This window comes from Pseudarthrobacter sp. LT1 (assembly GCF_035621795.1).
In the GTDB taxonomy this organism is placed as follows: domain Bacteria; phylum Actinomycetota; class Actinomycetes; order Actinomycetales; family Micrococcaceae; genus Arthrobacter.
The window spans coordinates 804063-822363 of sequence record NZ_CP141830.1 but is presented as its reverse complement, the minus strand read 5'-3'; the positions used below and the strand labels follow the sequence as shown (position 1 = coordinate 822363).

General features: G+C 62.9%; 17 protein-coding genes. All 17 read left to right on the top strand.

Annotation, left to right across the window (positions count from 1 at the left end; translation table 11 throughout):
• Positions 1-26: 26 nt before the first annotated feature.
• The 17 genes from VIK36_RS03955 (at position 27) to VIK36_RS03875 (ending at position 18054) form a co-directional block, all read left to right on the top strand.
• Entirely contained in the window at positions 27-188 is a 162-nt protein-coding gene (locus tag VIK36_RS03955) for a hypothetical protein (protein WP_324644153.1), read from the top strand.
• Positions 189-221: 33 nt separating this feature from the next.
• Complete coding sequence (locus VIK36_RS03950; protein ID WP_324644152.1) at positions 222-560, top strand: hypothetical protein; 339 nt, start codon at positions 222-224, stop codon at positions 558-560.
• A gap of 53 nt (positions 561-613) precedes the next feature.
• Positions 614-997 (top strand): hypothetical protein, encoded by a 384-nt coding sequence (locus tag VIK36_RS03945; protein WP_324644151.1) that lies wholly within the window; start codon positions 614-616, stop codon positions 995-997.
• A 20-nt stretch (positions 998-1017) separates the two neighbouring features.
• Positions 1018-5562 carry a peptidoglycan DD-metalloendopeptidase family protein gene (locus VIK36_RS03940; protein ID WP_324644150.1) on the top strand — a complete coding sequence of 1515 codons (4545 nt, stop codon included), beginning with the start codon at positions 1018-1020 and terminating at the stop codon, positions 5560-5562.
• Between the two features lie 9 nt (positions 5563-5571).
• The gene (locus VIK36_RS03935) at positions 5572-6549 is read left to right on the top strand and encodes a hypothetical protein (RefSeq protein WP_324644148.1); all 978 of its coding nucleotides are present in this window, start codon (positions 5572-5574) and stop codon (positions 6547-6549) included.
• The gene (locus tag VIK36_RS03930; protein WP_324644147.1) at positions 6549-7658 is read left to right on the top strand and encodes a Gp37-like protein; all 1110 of its coding nucleotides are present in this window, start codon (positions 6549-6551) and stop codon (positions 7656-7658) included. Before VIK36_RS03935 ends, VIK36_RS03930 begins: the two co-directional genes overlap by 1 nt.
• 32 nt (positions 7659-7690) lie before the next feature.
• Complete coding sequence (locus tag VIK36_RS03925; protein ID WP_324644146.1) at positions 7691-8641, top strand: hypothetical protein; 951 nt, start codon at positions 7691-7693, stop codon at positions 8639-8641.
• Positions 8641-8934: a hypothetical protein gene (locus VIK36_RS03920; RefSeq protein WP_324644145.1), complete on the top strand. Its 294-nt coding sequence runs from the start codon at positions 8641-8643 to the stop codon at positions 8932-8934. Before VIK36_RS03925 ends, VIK36_RS03920 begins: the two co-directional genes overlap by 1 nt.
• On the top strand, positions 8931-9149 hold the full coding sequence (locus VIK36_RS03915; protein ID WP_324644144.1) for a DUF7620 family protein: 219 nt from the start codon (positions 8931-8933) through the stop codon (positions 9147-9149). Before VIK36_RS03920 ends, VIK36_RS03915 begins: the two co-directional genes overlap by 4 nt.
• Positions 9146-9538: a hypothetical protein gene (locus tag VIK36_RS03910; RefSeq protein WP_324644143.1), complete on the top strand. Its 393-nt coding sequence runs from the start codon at positions 9146-9148 to the stop codon at positions 9536-9538. Before VIK36_RS03915 ends, VIK36_RS03910 begins: the two co-directional genes overlap by 4 nt.
• Positions 9522-10502 (top strand): M23 family metallopeptidase, encoded by a 981-nt coding sequence (locus VIK36_RS03905; RefSeq protein ID WP_324644142.1) that lies wholly within the window; start codon positions 9522-9524, stop codon positions 10500-10502. The genes VIK36_RS03910 and VIK36_RS03905 overlap by 17 nt, the downstream gene beginning before the upstream one ends.
• Positions 10499-10870 carry a hypothetical protein gene (locus VIK36_RS03900; protein ID WP_324644141.1) on the top strand — a complete coding sequence of 124 codons (372 nt, stop codon included), beginning with the start codon at positions 10499-10501 and terminating at the stop codon, positions 10868-10870. The genes VIK36_RS03905 and VIK36_RS03900 overlap by 4 nt, the downstream gene beginning before the upstream one ends.
• A 67-nt stretch (positions 10871-10937) precedes the next feature.
• Complete coding sequence (locus VIK36_RS03895; RefSeq protein WP_324644140.1) at positions 10938-11522, top strand: hypothetical protein; 585 nt, start codon at positions 10938-10940, stop codon at positions 11520-11522.
• 9 nt (positions 11523-11531) lie between these two features.
• The gene (locus tag VIK36_RS03890; RefSeq protein WP_324644139.1) at positions 11532-11693 is read left to right on the top strand and encodes a hypothetical protein; all 162 of its coding nucleotides are present in this window, start codon (positions 11532-11534) and stop codon (positions 11691-11693) included.
• A 36-nt stretch (positions 11694-11729) separates the two neighbouring features.
• Positions 11730-13247: a hypothetical protein gene (locus VIK36_RS03885; RefSeq protein ID WP_324644138.1), complete on the top strand. Its 1518-nt coding sequence runs from the start codon at positions 11730-11732 to the stop codon at positions 13245-13247.
• 87 nt (positions 13248-13334) lie between these two features.
• Complete coding sequence (locus VIK36_RS03880; RefSeq protein ID WP_324644137.1) at positions 13335-15431, top strand: acyltransferase family protein; 2097 nt, start codon at positions 13335-13337, stop codon at positions 15429-15431.
• A 130-nt stretch (positions 15432-15561) separates the two neighbouring features.
• A complete protein-coding gene (locus VIK36_RS03875; RefSeq protein WP_324644136.1) occupies positions 15562-18054 on the top strand; it encodes a polysaccharide deacetylase family protein in 2493 nt (830 codons plus the stop codon).
• Positions 18055-18301 lie beyond the last annotated feature (247 nt).

The window sequence follows — 18301 nt, the reverse complement described above, 5'->3', positions numbered from 1 at the left end:
CCCACCCGCCTTCATAGGAGTCGATCATGCCCCGCTTCATTTCGCCCGACGGAAACCTGACCATCGAAACGGCCGTGCCCACCGAGGCCGCCGAGCTCCGCCGCGACGGCTTCACCGAACAGAAGGCTCGAACCGCCGAGGTCAAGGAAGCCGATGCCGTCCAGGCGTCCCCGAAGTCTCCCAAGTAAACCCACCACCAAGCACCACCCGGAGGTAACCCCATGGCTGATAAGCCGACCGTCCAGCTTTCCCTCGCCAAGCTCCGCAAGGAGGTCAAGACCGCTGATGTGCTGAAGATGGCACTGAGCGGTTCGAAGGTCATCACCTTCCCTGACGTGTACGCGATGGAGTCCACCGAGGCCGAGGACATCTTCGCCCGTCTGAACCGCAGTGCGACGAACTGGACCGTGATCCGCAAATGGCTGTCCAAGGAAGATGCCGACGCGCTCCAGGCTGAGAAGCTGAGCGTGATCGAGCTCGCCACGGTCATGCGCGCCGCGATCCAGCATTACGAGGACATCTACGGCACCGCGGGGGAAGGCAACGCCTCCGCGGGCTAATTCAGCGTTTCCGCCCGCAAATCCGCGCCGACCTCGCACACGAGTACCCCGGCGTGGATCTTGCGGAGTGGTACGCCGCGGGACGCTGGGTGGCCTTGCTCGATTACATCGACATGCTGCCCAGCGCCTGCAGGCTCAACGAGGCAATAGCCAACGACAAAGAATACGCGGCACATTTAGCGTCTCTGCCGAAATCGGAGAGCGAGTGGGCGCCTAGGGTCTCCGAGTTTGGCCTCACCGAACATCTGCTCCGCGACCTTCTACACGAGGTCCGGAACCTCAAGCAGGTCACCGTCGCGGCAGCTGGTGGACGACCTTCCGAGGAAAAGCCGTTCCCCGCGCCCCGCACTGAAATTGAACGCGCAATCGAAGACGCAGACAGGCAGTGGGCTGAGTCGTTTGTGGGCCAGTTCGGCTTCTCTGCCGAAGACATCTGAATAGAGATTCGAGGTACCCCATGGCTGTCGTCGGTATTGCCGAGGTCCTGATTTCGCCGGTATTCACTGGCGCGCAGCGGAAGATCGCCTCTGAGTTCGGCAAGACGATGCCCAAGGCGGGCCGGGCTGCCGGCAAGGATCTGGGCGCCGGCATGGCAGCGGGGTTCTCCTCCGAGACTGCCGGGCTCGAAGCTGAAGCCGGGCGCATGGCCAAGGCTGTGAGTCAGGCAGAAGGAACAGTCGCGGCTTCCAAGGGCCGGCTCGCGTCCGCTTCTGCCGCCGAGTCGAAGGCCCTGGGCGACCTGCGCGTCGCGGAGCTGAAGCTGCAGGAGGTTCGACAGAACTCGAGCGCCAAGGCTTCAAAGGTTGCGGCGGCTGAAGAGAAACTCAGCGTCATGCAGCAGCGCGCCGCTGCTGCGACCACTAACCGGGAGACTGCAGACCGGAACCACGCCAAGGCGACTAACGAGCTGGGCGTCGCGCAGGGCCGGGCAGCTGAAGCCGCGGCAAAGCTCGAGACGCACATGCGTCAGGCTGGAGATGAGTCAGAGCGGACCGGGAGCCGCTTCGGTCGCCTTGGCGCTGCCCTGGGTAATGCTTTCCGGGGCAGCCCGCTGGCGTCGATGGTGAGCGGGATGCGGCGCGACACTGACCGCGCTGAGGCTGATTTCGGTAAGTTCTCGAAGGACCTTGCTGGGGCGAGTGCCCGCGGCGGTCGTGCCGTGTTGCAAGGGTTCGCTGTCGTGGGGACGGGGCTGGCGGCTATCTTGCCGGCGGCTGGCGCTGCGGGTTCGGCGGTGGTATCTGCCGCGGGGAACGTTCTGACTTTGGCAGCGTCCCTGACCACCCTGGCCGGGGTTGCTGCGCTCGTACCGGCAGGCCTGATGGCCGTCGGCGCTGGCGCCGGCGTCCTGGTGGCGGCATTCTCCGGCATCGGCGATGCCCTGAAGGCAGCGACCGAGCAGAAGGCACAGGCCGCCGGCACCGCGCAGCTGAACGCTATGGCGATGGCGGACGCAGCGAGGTCCGTTGAACGGGCTGAGCGAAGCGCTGCCGAGTCCCAGGTGCAGGCAGCGCGCCGCGTTGAGGACGCCAAGAAAAACCTTGCCTCTGTCGTTGCGCAGAACGCTGATCAGCAAGCCGCTGCCGTCCGTCGCGTGGCCGACGCTGAGAAGGGTGTCGAGCGCGCTAACCGGAATGTCCTCGAGTCGCAGCAGGCTCTGAATGATGCGCGGGCAGAGGCCGTGCAGCGTGTGGAGGACTTGACCCGTTCGCTCGAGCGGGCAGGGCTGGGCGAGCGGGAAGCATCGCTCCGGTACGAGGACGCCCTGGCTGCCTTCAATTCCGCTGTTGCTGGTGGAGCCGATGCTTCATCGCACGAGATGCGGCGCCTGCAGCTGGACCTTGACCAAGCCGCGTATGGGCTCAAGACGGCCAAGGAAGACGCTGAAAACCTCCGCGTCGAGCAGGCGCAGGCCTCGAAAGAGGGCGTGCAGGGGAACAAGCAGGTCATCAAGGCCGAACAGTCCCTCGCCGACGCCCGGGACGCCGCCACGGAAGCTGTACAGGCCCGCGAGGACGCCGTGCGCGAGGTCGCCAAGGTCGAGCAGGAGGGCGCACAGCGCGTCGCTGAGGCTCAGCAGGCGATCGCTGATGCCACAGAGCAGGCCGCCCGAACCCAACACGACTCCGCCGAAAGCGTTGCTGATGCTTACCGGGCGCTGGAGCGTGTGCAGCTGCAGCAGGCAGACGCCGCCGCGGCAGCTAACCAGAAGTCGGTTGACGCGATGGCTAAGCTCACCCCTGCCGCTCAGACGGCAGTGGGGGCACTGCTCTCTGTATACGACCAGTTGGGCAAGATCAGGCAAATCGCTCAGGAGAGCTTCTTCAAGGGTTTTGCCGGGCCGCTGCTGTCACTGGCAGGCGGCCTGATGCCGCAGCTTGCTACAGGTGTAGGGGCTATCGCATCTGCGCTTGGTGATGGAGCTCAGATCTTCATGGGCTCGCTGGAGAAGGCCCTCGGCGGCGGAGTGCTGGACGGGCTGCTGCAAGGCGTCGCCACCAACATCTCGGTGCTGAATAGGGCCATTGATCCTATCGTCCAATCCTTCACGACGCTGGGCGTTGTGGGCATGAAGTACATGCCGCAGATCTCCGATCTGATCGTCAAGATCGCGGATAAGTTCAATGGCTTCATCCAGGCGGCCGCTGCTGATGGGCGTCTCGACAAATGGATTCAAGACGGGATACAGGGACTCAAGGATCTCTGGAGCATTGCTGACTCAATAGGCGGCATCTTCAGTGCCTTGAATGACGCTGCCAAGGCTGGCGGATTTGCCGCCACATTGGGCGGCCTGGCCGGTTCGCTTCGTGACGTCGAGGGCGTTATGAAGGGCCCTGTCTTCCAGACGACCATGGCGACGATATTTCAGGGTGCCGCTGATGGGGCAAAGGGCTTGCAGGCGGCTATTGGGCCTATCGGTGATGCCTTTACCCGCGGCGCTCCTGCACTTGCTGAGTTCCTGAAGCTCGGCGGGGAGATAGCAGGTACGTTCATTGGCGGCATATTCACCGCGTTCTCAGACCCTGCTTTCGGGGCCGGCCTGAACACCTTCATGGGCGGCCTTCAGCAGGGCGTTGAGGCTGTCGCTCCCCACCTTCCCGGGATGGCTGCGGCCTTCGGGTCCCTGCTAACGGCGCTGGCTCCGATTGCTGCCGTAGTGGGCCCGGCCCTGGTGCAGGTAATAACGGCACTCGCTGATGGGCTTTCCCAGGTGATCACCTTCCTGTCTCCGCTGCTTGTGGCAGTTGTCGGCAGCCCGGTTGCCATGGGCATACTCATCGGACTCTTCATGGCGGCAGCTGCAGCTGCAGGGATTATGGCGACGGCGGCGGCCGTGTCCCGCGTGATCGTGGTCGGCTCATGGATTGCCATGGGTGCGGCCGCCATCGTGTCCGGGGCGCAAACCGCCGCTATCTGGGCGCTCTACGTGGCCGAGGCTATCGGTGGCGCGATCCAGTACATGATCCAGTCCGCTTATGTCGTGGCCGCTTGGGTTTCCGTGTCGGCGGCGGCTGTGGCGTCGGGCATCAAGACCGCCGCTGCGTGGCTGTGGGGCATCATCGCGCCTGCCGCCGCTGGCGCGATTTCCTTCATGATCAGCGCGGCCACCGTTGTCGGCGGCTGGGTCCTCATGGGCATCCAGTCCATGCTGGCCGCTGGTCGCATGGCTCTGGCCTGGCTGATTGCGCTCGGCCCGATCGGGATCGTTATCGCAGCCGTAATCGGGCTCGCCGCGATCATCATCGCGAACTGGGACACGATCAGCACGTGGACGCGGGACATGTGGGAAAAGTATGTCAAGCCCGTTTTCGACAACCTGGCGAAATTCATCACAGAAGACGTCCCGAACGCCTTTGAAAAGGGCGTGAAGTGGATCGGCGAGGCGTGGGGCAAGCTCCAAGATCTTGCTAAGGCGCCGGTGAAGTTCGTTGTCGACACGGTCATCAACAAGGGCCTCATCGACGGGCTGAACGGCATCGGTAGTTTCCTGAAGCTGCCAGCAATCCCCCATATTGAGCTCCCTCAGGGATTCTCTGATGGTGGTTACACGGGCCCCGGCGGGAAGTATCAGCCCGCGGGTATCGTCCACGCAGGCGAGATCGTGTGGTCGCAGGACGACATCTCCCGCTGGGGCGGTGTCGGCGTCGTGGAGTCACTGCGCAAGGCTGCCGGCTACGCGATGGGCGGGCTCGTCCGGCCTATCCGTAACGCTGTCATTTCGCAGCCGTTCAGCGGGTCGCACAACGGTATCGACTTCGCGGCGCCGACTGGCACGGATGTTGATGCTGCTGGTCCCGGCCGGGTGTCGTCGGCTGGCTGGTCCCAGGGCGGCGGTGGTAACGAGATCCACATCGACCACCCCAACGGGTTGCAGACCTGGTACGCGCACCTTTCATCGTTCGCGGTGAAGTTGGGCGACATGGTGAGCGGCGGCCAGTTGATCGGCAAGGTCGGCTCGACAGGTAACAGCACCGGCCCGCACCTGCACTACATGGTGCTGAATGGTGGCTGGCCGAACTACATGAACCCTGCCCCCTACCTTGACGGTGGAGGCGAGGCTGGCAGCCAGGGCGGTGGATGGAACCCGATCGCTGGGATCATCGACGGGCTTGTGGACGGCTTCAGGAAAGCCTTCCCGGCCGCCGGATTCATCGCTGACCTGGCCATTGGTGCAGGTAAGAAACTGCTCGACGGTGCCGTGGACTTTGTGACCGGCAACGGTGGCAAGGACAAAGGCATCGGTTCAACAGGCCTGCCTTACCTGCACGACCAGGGCGGCGTGCTGAACCCCGGGCTGTCCTCCATCGTGAACGCCACGAGGAAACCTGAGGCGATCTTGAACGCCCAGCAGTGGTCGGACATTCACCGACTGGCTACGAGCGGCGGGCAAGGCGGCCGCGGTGACATCCACTTCAACGGCCCTGTCGGGTGGGACCCGCACGAGGTTGCTAACCGAATCGAAACGAAGCGCCGCGACACGTTCGCGGCGTTCGGCATTTAGGAGGCCCTTGTGGGTATCGCTTACGCCCTTCCGTACACCCCGCCCGCGCCACCGGTTTCGCCGTGGCGCGGCGTGGGGCTGTCCTGGACGGGCTGTGACGGTTCCGAGTGGGAGCTTACGCGTCCATCCACTGGGCTGTTCCTGAAGCCGGGCGTTAGGGGGCTTGGCCTGCCGACTCTCGAGCGGCAGGCCAGCACCTCCCCCACCGTCGCGGGTTCACGGCATCGAGGGACGTCAACGAAAGACCGGGACGTGTTCTGGCCGCTCTACCTTTACTCAGACGCCAGTTCGTCCGAGTTCTTGGCGCGTGACCGTGCGTTCTGGCGGTCCCTGGACACTGAGGTGGAGGGTACTTGGACGGCTTCGCTGCCGGACGGCACCCGCCGTACCCTTGACCTCCGGCTGACAAGCGCGGACGACACGCTGAACTATGACCCCGTGCAGCGGGGGTGGGCGGCATATGCCATCAATCTGCTCGCGGATCAGCCGTACTGGCTGGGCGAGACTGTCCGCCGGTCGTGGGATCAAGACGATCTCCGCAACTACTACATCACGTCAGAAGACAGGGTCACTTATGGCTACCCGGACGATGTGATCCATTACGTCTCACCGGGCGGCACGCTGGCGTCGGCTACGTTCACGAATGACGGCGATGTGCCGAGTTACCCCGTGTGGACTGTTATCGGCCCTACGACGGCGGCCTCGTTCGGTGTTGGCGCCGGCACGGTGACGGTCCCGTTTGAGATACCCGCCGGGTACGCCGTGCAGATCGACACTGACCCGGTGGACGGGCAGGTCCTCTGGTACGGGCTGTGGGACCCGGCGTTGAAGGTTCTCACTTCTCCGATTGACCGGACCCCGGAACTTGACCCGACTTCGGCCTTCCTGCCCATCCCTGCTGGCCAGGACCGGCCGCTGTCGTTCACCATGACCGGGCTGGGCACGATCATCGCCGAGGTCACAAACAAGTACCGGAGGGCGTTCTAGTGGCTTCGGAAATCCCCTACGAGATCCTGGTGTACGTCGGCTGGGACTTCAAGGGCTGGATAGGCCGCCCGGGCGATGTGAAACCGACGATCCGGCATAACGTCAAGTCCACGGCAACGTTCACCGTGGACGCGGATCACCGGCAGGCGGCCAACCTGATGTCCCCCGGGGCGCGGGTAATCATCTACCGGCATGGTGAGTTTCAGATGTCGGGCCCGGTGCGGCAGTCCGCGGGGACGTTCGCTATCAACTCAACTCTGACGTTCTCGGTTGAGGACGACTTCCGTATCCTGCATAACTGGCTGGCATGGCCGAAGCCGGGCGCTGCACTGTCCGCGCAGGATGTGGAGTACCGGACGATCACCGGCCCTGCCGAAACGGTCGTCAAAACGGTCCTGGCTGAGAACGCGGCCAGGCTCGGCTTCCCGCTCACTATCGCGACCGACCAAGGGCGCGGGGCCTCCGGGACGTACACGTTCCGGTTCCACCCCGCCTACGACCGGCTGTTCCCCGCTGTGGACCAAGCCGGGATCGGTGTCACGGTCAAGCACTCCGGTAACGGGCTGCTGCTGGACTGCTACGAACCACGGAACTACCCTCACCGGCTTTCCCTCGAAGCAGGGACCGTGATCGGTGGCAGCTACTCACTCACGGCGCCGGCAACCACCCGCGTCGTCGTGGGAGGCCAAGGCGAGGGCACGGCACGCGAGTTCCGCGGCTTCCAGGACACGACCCGTGAAGCCGACTGGACGGACATCATCGAAACGCTACGGGACGCACGCGACTCCTCCAGCGGCGACGTGTACACAACCCGCGCCAACGAAACCTTGGCCGAAGGCGCACCGATGACCGGTCTGTCCCTCGAGCTCACGGAGACGAAGCACTTCCGCTACGGCGGCGACGGGCTCCGAGTAGGCGACCGGGTAACGGCAATGATCGGCCGCCAAACCTACACCGATGTTCTCCGGGAAGTGCAGCTCTCTTGGGACGCGAAGGACGGCGATACCGCGACGCCCGTCGTCGGTGAACGCAAAGACGACACAGACACCCAGCTTGCTAAGAGCATCCGCGCTCTGAAGCGCGGCGACAACGACAGGATGGCCCGCTGATGGCTTTGACAAGCGTCTACTATGACGGCCCAGTGACTGAGACTGACCGTGCCCAGAACCTTGCTGGCGCTGCCCAGTATGGCGTGTACGGGCCGGGCGATTTCAAGGTGACCGCGCACCCCTCGATCCCATACGCCGTGCTGGTAAAGCAGGGTCGGGCCCATGGTTACGGCGTCACGGACGAGGCTGAAATTGATCAGGTCGTGCAGTGCGCAACGATTGCCTCAGGGACCCGGTGGGACCTGATCGTGGTCCGCCGGAATTGGCAGCCGGCACTTGGCGGCCCGTCGACCCTCGAAGTGATCCAGGCCGGCGCTGACCCGATAATCCCGGCAACCCGGAAGATCGGGCCCGGCGTGGAGGATGACCAGCCGCTGTTCCTTGTGAAGTGGCAGGGTGGAACGTCCGCGCCCGTCGAGTTCATCGACCTGCGCGTCTGGGCCGGGAACGGAGGCCTGTACGCCAAGAGCGAGCTGGTCAGGACCTACCTCACCGATGTCGGCACCGAGGTGAATATCAGCGGGGCCAAATGGGTCTACAAGCTGGGTGTGAATGACATGGCAGGGTGGGAGCGGATCCCGCCGTTCCACATCGAGCTCACGACAGCGGCCAACACGGCTGGTCCCAACACGATTTGGGGACTCGGCACGTTCTCGGTGGATTCACCCAAAAGCACAGACCTGACTCTGGCCGCGCCGAACGGGACGGACCTGATCAAGGTCCGCGACGCAGGGCTGTACGCGGTCACTGTTCTCTTGTCCTTCACCAAGCCGATTTCTGGCGTGTCCTGGGGCTCAGTTGACGGAGCGTACACAACGGCTCTGGGCGGCGGCTTGCAGAACTTCGTTGTGCCCATGCCGAACATCATGCTGACCGCCGGCCAGGTCATCAACCCAACGCTCGCGCACGGCAGTGGCCCGGACGACACTGGAACGTCGAACCGGACGTTCACGTCCCGGGTCCGGATCACAAGGATCGGCTGATGGACGGCTGGGTGATACCCACAGGGCTCATCGACGTCGGGCCCTGGGGACTTCTTGTCGGCGTCGTCGCCTTCATCTTCTACGGCGTGTTCAAGGGCTGGATCATTCCCAAGCCGCACTACGACACCCTCATGGCGCGTGCGCTGGCGGCAGAGGCCGCCAACGAACGGCTGTCCGCGAACAATGCCGATCTCTCGCAGGCAGCGCTTCGGAACACCGCCGTGGGCGACACGGTCGAGAAGTTCGTCGCTGCCCTGCAGGATGCCCGGCAGAAGGCGGTCGATGCGCCGTGAAATTCCTCTTCAAGAAGTTACTCCCCCAGCATGCCGCCAATAAGGAGGCGCTGGAACGCAACCGCACGATCCTCGCTGATGCAGAACGCGACGCCGAAACGGTTGAGGCCATCCGGAAGCAGGCGGAGCAGCAGGCCGCGAAACTTCGGCAAGCGGACACGCGAAACCACTATTCCGAATCACTGACCCACGCATTCCGGGGGAGGACAGTATGACCCTGATTCCACTGAACGCTGCCGTGATCGGCCTGGTTGGGCTGGTGACTATCGGCCTCATGGTCTATTGGCACCGCTCCACTCGAGGCTCTTGGAAGCTCTGGCCGGCGGGCCGGTCCCTGATGACCCTGCTCGGAGTCATCGTGATTATCACTGTGAACGCGGCCGTCAATGTCCTGCTGCCCCGCTACCCGGGGAAGGTCGAGCTCTACTTCGGCCTCTACCTACTGCTGCTGGGCGCGCTAATTCACATCGGCTACACGATCCGCGCTGAGATGCGTGCAGGCAAAGCCCGCCAGATGCAGAAGAGCAAGAGAGGCACGACGGGCCCGGTGACGGTTGTCGTTGCCACGGAGAACAAGGAGACCCCCGATGACAAGACCAGTTGACGAGAAGTTCCCCATCAGCCAGCTCTTCGCGGGGCTGGCCACCGCCGGCGTCGTTGGCCGCCCGGACGGCACCGAGGTCGAATACCTCGTCTGGCTGTACGGCGACTACCAGCACTACGGGCACGCTGGCGTGGACATTGCATGCCCGGTCGGCACACCCATCCGGGCCATGCGCTCCGGCACCGTCGTCTACGCGGGCTGGGGCGAGGACTTGCCCGGTGACGACTCGTGGAGCACCTCCGGGTACTTCCGCCGCTGGGGCATGTACAAGACTTTCCCCGGCATCGTCACCGTCATCAAGGCGGACGGCACCGATGAGTTCGACATCTACGGCCACCAGTCCAGCAACGACGAAGTCAGCGTCGGCATGCATGTGGCTGAGGCCCAGGTCATCGGAAAGTCCGGCGACACCAAGACCCGCACCGAGAAGGTCGGCCCGCATCTCCACGTCGTGACGGTCGCGGATCCGGTGAACTACTCCACCGACTGGCCGCGCATCATCTTCGGATGCATCGACCCCACCCCGCTCTTCGGCGCCCAGGGCATCGTTCTGCAGGGCGCCATCACCAACGCAGCAGCAACCCAAGCACAAGAAGAGGACGACGAAATGCTTACCATCTTCCGCGATACAGCATCTGCCACCCCGGACCAGACGTGGATCGGCAACGCACTACTCAAGACCAAGGTCCGTGACCCTCAGCATCTTGCCGACCTGCAGCTCATGGCACGGGAAGGGAAGATGTCCATCTTCAAGGGCGGCGAAGTTCAGATCCTCCCGGAGGGGCTGTTCGGCGTGGACGTCGAGCGCCTAACTGCAGAGGCAAGCGCCCAGGCAACGGTGAACCAGCCGTTCATCTACCGCGAGCCACGTACGAATGAGGTCAAGGGGACGACCACCATTGCCGCCGCGCTGGGGTCTTCCGACCTCCAGTTCGTCGCAACCCGGGACGAGGTGGAAAAGTGAGCCAGTTCCTTACCGCGGTCCTCCGCACGGTCATCCCGTCCCTGTGGGGCAGTTTCGTCACGTGGGCGGTGTTGCTTCTGCCGGCCCTCGCCCCGTTGCAGGACTATCTGTTGAGTCAATCAGATGTCATAACCACTGCCGCTACCTCGGCGATTACCGCCGTCGTGATCGGCGCGTGGTACGCGGCATGGCGATGGCTCCAGCCCAAGCTTCCCGCGTGGCTGGTTCGCGCTGCACTCGGTTCCTCGAAGACCCCCATTTACAGTTCCACCGTCTCCGTGAACCCATCCTCTGCCACGTCCACTGAAGCTGCGCGCGTCGCGTCCCAGTCCCTTGACCGCGTGGACGGGCCCGATCACCGGGCGTAGTCCCACCCAAGCGAAACACTCACGGCGCCTTCATGGGCGCTTTTTTCATGCCCTGAAGGAGCACTAAGTGACTGATTTCCCTTACGAGGGGCAGCTGATTGCTGACCCGGTGACGTTCCAGCGCGCCACGAACGCGCAGGTTTATGTGTATGACGCAAACGACACAACCAACAGCACGCCTCTCGCGCTGAAGGATGCTTCCGGGCTTCCGACGGCCAACCCGCTGACGTCCAGCGCGGACGCCTTCGTGAAGCCGATCTATGCCCCGTCTCAAGACATCAAGTATGTCGGTGCCGGGCTGACCGTCTTTGTATCTTCGGCGAAGGGCATGCGGGACGCGGCCGCTGCGTCGGCAGCCGACGCCGAAGCCGCTCGAGTCCAAGCTGCAGCAGCGGCTGCCGAGAGGGTCACCGCCGCGAGCGTGAACGGATCCGGGAAGCTCATCCTCACTAAAGCGGACGCGCAGACGGTGGACGCCGGTTCGGTCGTCGGACCAAAAGGAGACAAAGGCGACACCGGCCTCCAGGGGCCGCAAGGTCCGGCTGGCATTTCCAATATTGCCCTAGACACCGACGGAACCCCCTACTTCGCAGCGGGATCGAATGCCGTGCAGATCCTTGCCGATACCGACGGACAGCCTTACTTCATTTAGGAGAAACACATGCCACAGTCACCAAGCAAACGTCTACTCACTGAAGCGGCCGCGTCGGCCACGTATGTCCGCTTCGAAGATCAGAACGGAAATCCCCTGCCCGCTCGGAATGTCGTGATCAAGGTGGACTCCACCACCGGCGATATCCTCGACATCGTATCGGAGGCCTAAGAGATGGCTTACATGAAAGACTCGCAAGGAAACCGCTTGGACAGCTTCCCCGCCAAGCTCCCCGCGACTCCTACGGCCCCAGCTAACCCGGTCGTCGGGCAGGAGTGGCTGTCCTCTGCGATGGCTGACCTGCGCGTGTCACCGAACCCGGCAGACCGCAAGGTCATCACGACCGTGGCGGGGGCGGACGGCGACTCCAACCAGGAAGCGGCAACCTGGCTGGACGACACCAAGTTCAACATGCTCTACACCGCAGGGAACGGCCTCTGGTACCAGTCCTGCCCGCTGACCGCCGACCCCACCGTGTTGGCGAACTGGACGAAGTACACCACCGCCGCCGTTGTCGGCTCCGGCAACGGCGTGGCCCAGATCAACCACGCCTCCGTGTACGACCCAAACCCGGGCAGCGCAACGGGCACGGTCTACTGCTTCGGCAACGATCAGGTGGGCAACACCATCAAGGTGTACACCGCGTCCAAGACAGCTCCGACAGTCTGGACCATGGTGGGCCAGTCGATGGCTCTCTCGGCCATGCCTGCCGGTGCGCTGCACTTCGGTAACACCTTCGTGGTGCAGGACACTGACGGCACCTATGTGATGTTCATTGAGTTCCAGGACTCGGCCTCCCGGTGGCAGCTTGCACAGGCAACCTCTGCCACCCTGACCGGGACGTTCACCCGTGTCACCAACACCATGACGAGCATCTACCCCAACAGCCGGTGGTCGATGTGCGGCGGCGCATGGGTGACCCGTGAGAACAACCAATGGACCATGGTCTACCACGCAGGCTTCGGGCAACTCGGCAACCTGCCCACCGAAATCTTCCGGGCCACCGCGCCCAGCCTCAAGGCTGACAACTGGACGGTGCTCGACGGCGGGCGGCAGTTCATTCGCCGTGCCGGAAAATACGAGATCGACCAGACCGCCGACTTCGAAGCCATGCACTCACCTAACGGGCAGGTATACGCATTCTGGACCGGCCTGGATAACCGGAACCCGATGCGCGCCCGCGTGGTCATCTCCGCGTTGATGCCAACCCGGAAGCGCTGGGACGGGAACGTCTGGGTACCAGTGGACAAGCCGGCGATCCCGGCCGAAGGAACCCGCCAGTACCAGCCGCCGGTACTGAAGACCCTGACCGCTGACTTCAGCGGAACCGCAACAACGTGGACCGACGTGCCCAACCTGTCCATCGTGTGGGCGCCCAACGGGACAGAGTTCGAGGTGGACTTCCGAGGCGTCTTCACCCCCTCCGGCGACTCGACCACCCGATACCAGTTCAGGGTGCAGACAAACGCGGAAGTCGCGGGCTCCCTGTCGGTGCTCAACGTGAACATGGGTGCGATCGCAGGTACCAACGGAGCACCCGTAAACGTGTCGATGAACGCCCAGATACCCCGGGCGCAGGTCGGCGGGTACATCCCCATCAAAATCCAGTACCAGGTCACATCCGGGGCCACCCTGAACTGCCGCCCGGTAGCGCAGGCAGGCTTCGAGTTCGCCACCATGAAGTGCTCGCTGCTCGACTACCAGCCCTCGCTGACCCTGGCCTAAGCCGAACCCCTGCCCCACCAGCGGTGACTCCGTTTGGTGGGGCAAGGCAGCGCTCCGCTATATTGTGATGGTTCTGGGCATATCACAATGGGGGGCCGCCACATGGCGTTGAAGTTACTCAGCCGCGCACGGATTTCGAAAACCGCTACCAAGCGCAACTTCCGAGCCGACATCCAAGGTCTTCGAATGATCGCCGTCGTGGCCGTCGTCCTCGATCACCTGGTGGGCTGGCCATCCGGCGGGTTCGTGGGCGTCGACGTGTTCTTCGTCATCTCCGGCTTCCTGATCACCGGGCTGCTGCTCCGCGAGCACGACAGGACCGGGACCATCTCGTTCACCGGCTTCTACCGGAACCGCATACGCCGGATCGCACCAGCTGCCACACTCGTCCTGGCAGTAACCGTGCTGGGCGCATGGCTGCTCTTCAACCAAGCCCGGTTCCAGTCCACCCTGGGTGACAGCATCTGGGGCTTCTTCTTCGCCGCTAACTGGCACTTCGCCGCGGCTGGCACCGACTATTTCCAGGCATCCGGCCCAGTGTCCCCGCTTCAGCACTACTGGTCTTTGGCCGTTGAAGAGCAGTTCTACTTCGTATGGCCGTGGTTGATGCTCCTGATCTTCGTGCTCGTCGGACGCAGGGCCGAAGCGGACAAGGTCAGGGCACGGCGTGCCGCGGCCGCCGTCCTCATTGTCGTCTGCGCAGCTTCCTTCGCCTGGGCGATGTGGGAGACAGCGAACAACCCCACGTGGGCCTACTTCTCGACGTTCTCACGCGCATGGGAACTTGGCGTTGGTGCGTTGATCGCTGTGTTCAGCCCGTCCTTCCGGACAATAAGCTACACCGTTCGAAAGATCATGAGCTACGCGGGCCTCGCGGGGATCCTCGTTTCCCTCTTCGTGGTTTCCGGCGAGTCAGCTTTCCCGGCACCATGGGCAGCCCTCCCGGTCCTCGCTACGGCCGCCGTGATCATCGCCGGCACCGGCGACCACAGCGCCGCCCCCGGCCTGCTCACCAACCGCATCTCCGGCTACCTGGGCGACATCTCGTACTCCCTCTACCTGTGGCATTTCCCCGCCATTATCTTCGTCTCGACGGCCATGGGGAATGGTCAACTGCAAAGCCTTATTGCCGCGGCACTCGCGCTCGTGACGGCGATCTACTCCTACCACCTGGTCGAGAACCCCATCCGCAAATCAAACTGGCTTAAGCCGGAAGCGAAGCTTCGGGGGGCTCGACGTCAGGGACTTTCCGAAGGCTACAAGATCACCGCGCTCAGCCTCCTAGCGCTGGTGGCCGCCGGTCTGGTTGGAACGCTCCTGCTCTCCAAGCCGCCAACGTACGACGCCGTCGCGGCGCCCGCAATTGTCACGCCATCCGCAGGCGCAAAGGCCTCCACGACGCCCAAACTCGACGCCTTGCAGGCCGAGCTGGCTGCCGCTCTGAAAGCCAAGCAGTGGCCCGAGTTGAACCCGTCAATTGACTCCGTGATTGGGAGCCAGCAGGCCCCCTCAGACGTCATGCGCTGCGGTGACGGCAAGGTGTCGTTCGACGAGGGCGCCTGCACCTGGGGCGACCCCAACGCCACCAAGACCATCGTCACCGTGGGCGACTCCATCAGCATGACCTACGTTGCCGCGCTCCGGTCAGCCATCGGGAACACGAGCGGATGGAGCGTCACTTCCTACGGCATGTTCGGCTGCCCGTTCACCACCCGCGCCGAAATCGGAACCCGCAACGTCATCCCCGAAGGATGCACCGACAGACCCGATGCCGCCGTCCAGGCCATCAACCGCATCAAACCACAGATGGTCATCTTCTCCGGGTCAACCACGGGCACAGACGAGCAGATCAAGAAGATCACTGCACCATCAACCTTTGTGTTCCTGCCGGGGCCGCCGGCGGACAAGAACATCGCAGAGTGCTACAACAAGCTGAGCTCGCCCGAGGACTGCATCACGACCATGAAGTCAGACTTCGGATCCACGGACAGACGGCTTGCCTCGCAGTACGGAAGCCGCGGGTTCTATCTCGACTCCAGCCCTTGGTTCTGCTCCGGCAACTCCTGCCCGAGCTTCGCCGGTGGCATCCCCATGAAGCTCGACAAGGTTCACATGACCGAGGCATACGCACAGCACATAGGGCCTGCTATCCGCGAATCGTTGGAAGCCAAAAAGCTCCTCTAACGTCTAAGTACCCCGACCCCGCGTTAGGCGTCAGACTGAGTATTACTTACTCCAAGCCGCCACCCAGTCTGCAGTAAGACACGTATTCGCCACGGTGGTTGTGCATTTACAGGCCCAATAGCTTCTGCGTATGACAAACGAGATTGTTGCTGGGGAGCAACCGACATCACTCACAGATACTGGCATGGAGCGCCGCGGGCTGCTGCGATTTGGATCGCTGATAACTGCCGTCACGGGCGCTTCCGCAATGACTGCCCTGGGCGCTGGCAGCGCCCAGGCCGCAGACGCTCAGACCGCGGTCACCTATATACCCGTTTCCGAAAAGGCTGCACCCTCCGGCGTCGCAGCCTTGGATGCGAATGCGAAGATAATCGCCTCTCAGCTTCCCGACCTTTCGGCCACTGTCACGGCTTCCACCGTTTATCGCGCCGGCGTGGAACTGCGCATAACGGACCTGAATAAGTTCTCGCTGGGACCCACAACCACCACGACGTGGACCACGCCAGATGGTTCAGGCGTAGTGGCACACCCGACGGTGCGGTTCTTTCCCAATGGCTTCAACGGGTACCACTGGTGGGCAGCGGCCACCCCTTACGCAAACTCCGACAACCAACTCGAAAACCCTTGCATCTATGTCTCGACGGACGGGACAAACTGGACTGCGCCTCTCGGTCTGACCAACCCACTGGTACCGGCACCACCCGGAGGCTACAACTCTGACACGCACTTGATTCAAGCCCCGGAGGGCAAGCTTTTGTTGTTCTACCGCGAGTATTCCTCGCGCTTAACAAACGCAGAAAAGATCATGCTGACGGAGTCCGTGGACGGGATCACCTGGACCACCCCCGTCAAGGTGCTCGGCTACTCCGACACGGTAAAGCGGCTCATGTCCCCCGCCGTGTGGTGGGACGCATCCGCATTGAAGTGGGTGATGGTGGGCGTCGAAATCCTTGCGCAGCCGCGCATTGTCCAACGGTTCACCGCCTCCAACCCCTACGGGCCCTGGACTTATGACCAGGACGTTAAGTTTGACCTTCCCTGGGGAACCGGTAAGTCGCCGTGGCATATCGATGCAATGCAAATCGGCTCCCAGGTGCTGATGGTAATCCAGGACGCGGCGGCCAACAGCGGCGGAGGTGACGTGTATCTTGCCCTGTCGGAAGACAACGGCAAGACCTTCAACCGAGCCACTAACCCCATAGCGACCGCAAACCGCTACCGCTCATGCGTCCTGCCCAAGCTCACCGAGAACGGCCTAGCACTGGATCTCTGGCTCGGCACTGTTGGGGGAACTTGGACTATCAACCGGGGCACTGCCGCCGTTCCGGCCACCGCCGCCCCTGCCATGACCGCCCAGTCACTCACAGCGGCGGCGGTTCGGGTCGTTGGACCCACGACCTTCCCGCCGAAACCTGTAGTGGCCCCGTTGACTACATTCCAGGCCGGGCACGGGTGGGGCGTCGCATCGATGGCCGGCGGGACCAATTTCACGGCCGATACGACGGACTTTCTGATCGGCACTCAGTCAATCAAGGCCACAACTAATGGCACAGGAGGCACTGTAGAGATCATTTCTCCCGCCCTCTCGCCGTTGAACCTTACCGGCAAGGGGATCGCCTTCCAACTCAAGGTAGATAATCCGGACAGGCTGGCGAACGTCATCCTCTTCTGGGGGCAAAACAACTACGCCTCGTTCAACACTTCCATACAAGCCGAGTCACAGGGCACTGGCGCGTCAGCCATGCTTTTACCTACCGATTGGACCTGGTTCTATGTCCCCGCGAATGACTTCTCAAATAAAACCGGCACCGTGGACCTTTCCTCGATAACTAACCTCAAGATCCGAGTAACGGACAAAAATGCGGGGCCGCTGAATGTGAACGTCCAGCAAATCGGTATTTACACGCCAAAGAACGCCTACCCCGACGGCGTCCTCTCGGTCACCTGCGATGACTCTTTGCTGAGCCAGTACACGTATCTTCCCCAGATTCTCGGAAAGTACGGTGCGGCGGCGACGATGCTGTTGATTGCCGATCAAATGGCAGGGTCTCCTGTGTTCGGCTCGAACCCTTCAACCTATGTGCAGGGCTTCAACGTCGATCAGGCACACGAGCTAGAAGACAAACACGGGTATGAAATGGGAGGCCACGCGTACCTAACTGCCAACCACAATCGCGGTATGCCCAGCCTGTCACCACAAGAACTGGCCGATGAGTTGGGCGGACTGAAAGCGTGGCTGCGAAGCGAAGGATTTAAAGCCTCCGACTACTTCGCGTGGCCTGTGGGCGCCAACGACGTCGCATCCACGAAGATTGCCCGAAAGTTTTTTTCCTGGGCTCGGCATACGGGCGGGTACTACGCCCCTGCGGGATTTCCCACTCAGCCGATGCGGCACCAAGCGGTGTCGGTGACCTCAGACACACCCCTGGCCACCTACAAGAGCTACATTGACTTCGCCAAGGCCCACGGACGTCATCTGACGCTCATGGTCCACCAGATCGTGGCATCCGGCGCTTCCGGCGGAACAAACGTGAACAAGGCAGACCTAGTCGCCATCCTTGATTACGCCGCATCCTTGGGAATGCCCATCCGAACCATCGGCCAAGTCATGCGAAGCGAATGACCCTCTGAAGTGACCTTCGGCGGACAAATCGAGTCTGCGTGAACGCAGGTCCCGGATGCAATAACGCAAGTTGCTGGAGAGGATACCGACCAGTAACCTTTTCGAGGTGACTACCGTAGCCCTCCCCCGGCGAACGTAGAAGCCAGGAAGACCCCGAGCCGCCCCCCAAGGCCTCGGGGTCTTCTGTTGTCTTCAAGGGTGTGGCTGAGCCACTAGCATGAGGGCAGGCGGCAGGGGTTCCTTTGGG

Excerpts from the sequence above, each read along its gene's own strand:
- VIK36_RS03955 (WP_324644153.1), top strand. The coding sequence starts at position 27 with ATGCCCCGCTTCATTTCGCCCGACGGAAACCTGACCATCGAAACGGCC.
- VIK36_RS03950 (WP_324644152.1), top strand. The coding sequence starts at position 222 with ATGGCTGATAAGCCGACCGTCCAGCTTTCCCTCGCCAAGCTCCGCAAG.
- VIK36_RS03940 (WP_324644150.1), top strand. The coding sequence starts at position 1,018 with ATGGCTGTCGTCGGTATTGCCGAGGTCCTGATTTCGCCGGTATTCACT.
- VIK36_RS03920 (WP_324644145.1), top strand. The coding sequence starts at position 8,641 with ATGGACGGCTGGGTGATACCCACAGGGCTCATCGACGTCGGGCCCTGG.
- VIK36_RS03910 (WP_324644143.1), top strand. The coding sequence starts at position 9,146 with ATGACCCTGATTCCACTGAACGCTGCCGTGATCGGCCTGGTTGGGCTG.
- VIK36_RS03905 (WP_324644142.1), top strand. The coding sequence starts at position 9,522 with ATGACAAGACCAGTTGACGAGAAGTTCCCCATCAGCCAGCTCTTCGCG.
- VIK36_RS03890 (WP_324644139.1), top strand. The coding sequence starts at position 11,532 with ATGCCACAGTCACCAAGCAAACGTCTACTCACTGAAGCGGCCGCGTCG.
- VIK36_RS03880 (WP_324644137.1), top strand. The coding sequence starts at position 13,335 with ATGGGGGGCCGCCACATGGCGTTGAAGTTACTCAGCCGCGCACGGATT.
- VIK36_RS03875 (WP_324644136.1), top strand. The coding sequence starts at position 15,562 with ATGACAAACGAGATTGTTGCTGGGGAGCAACCGACATCACTCACAGAT.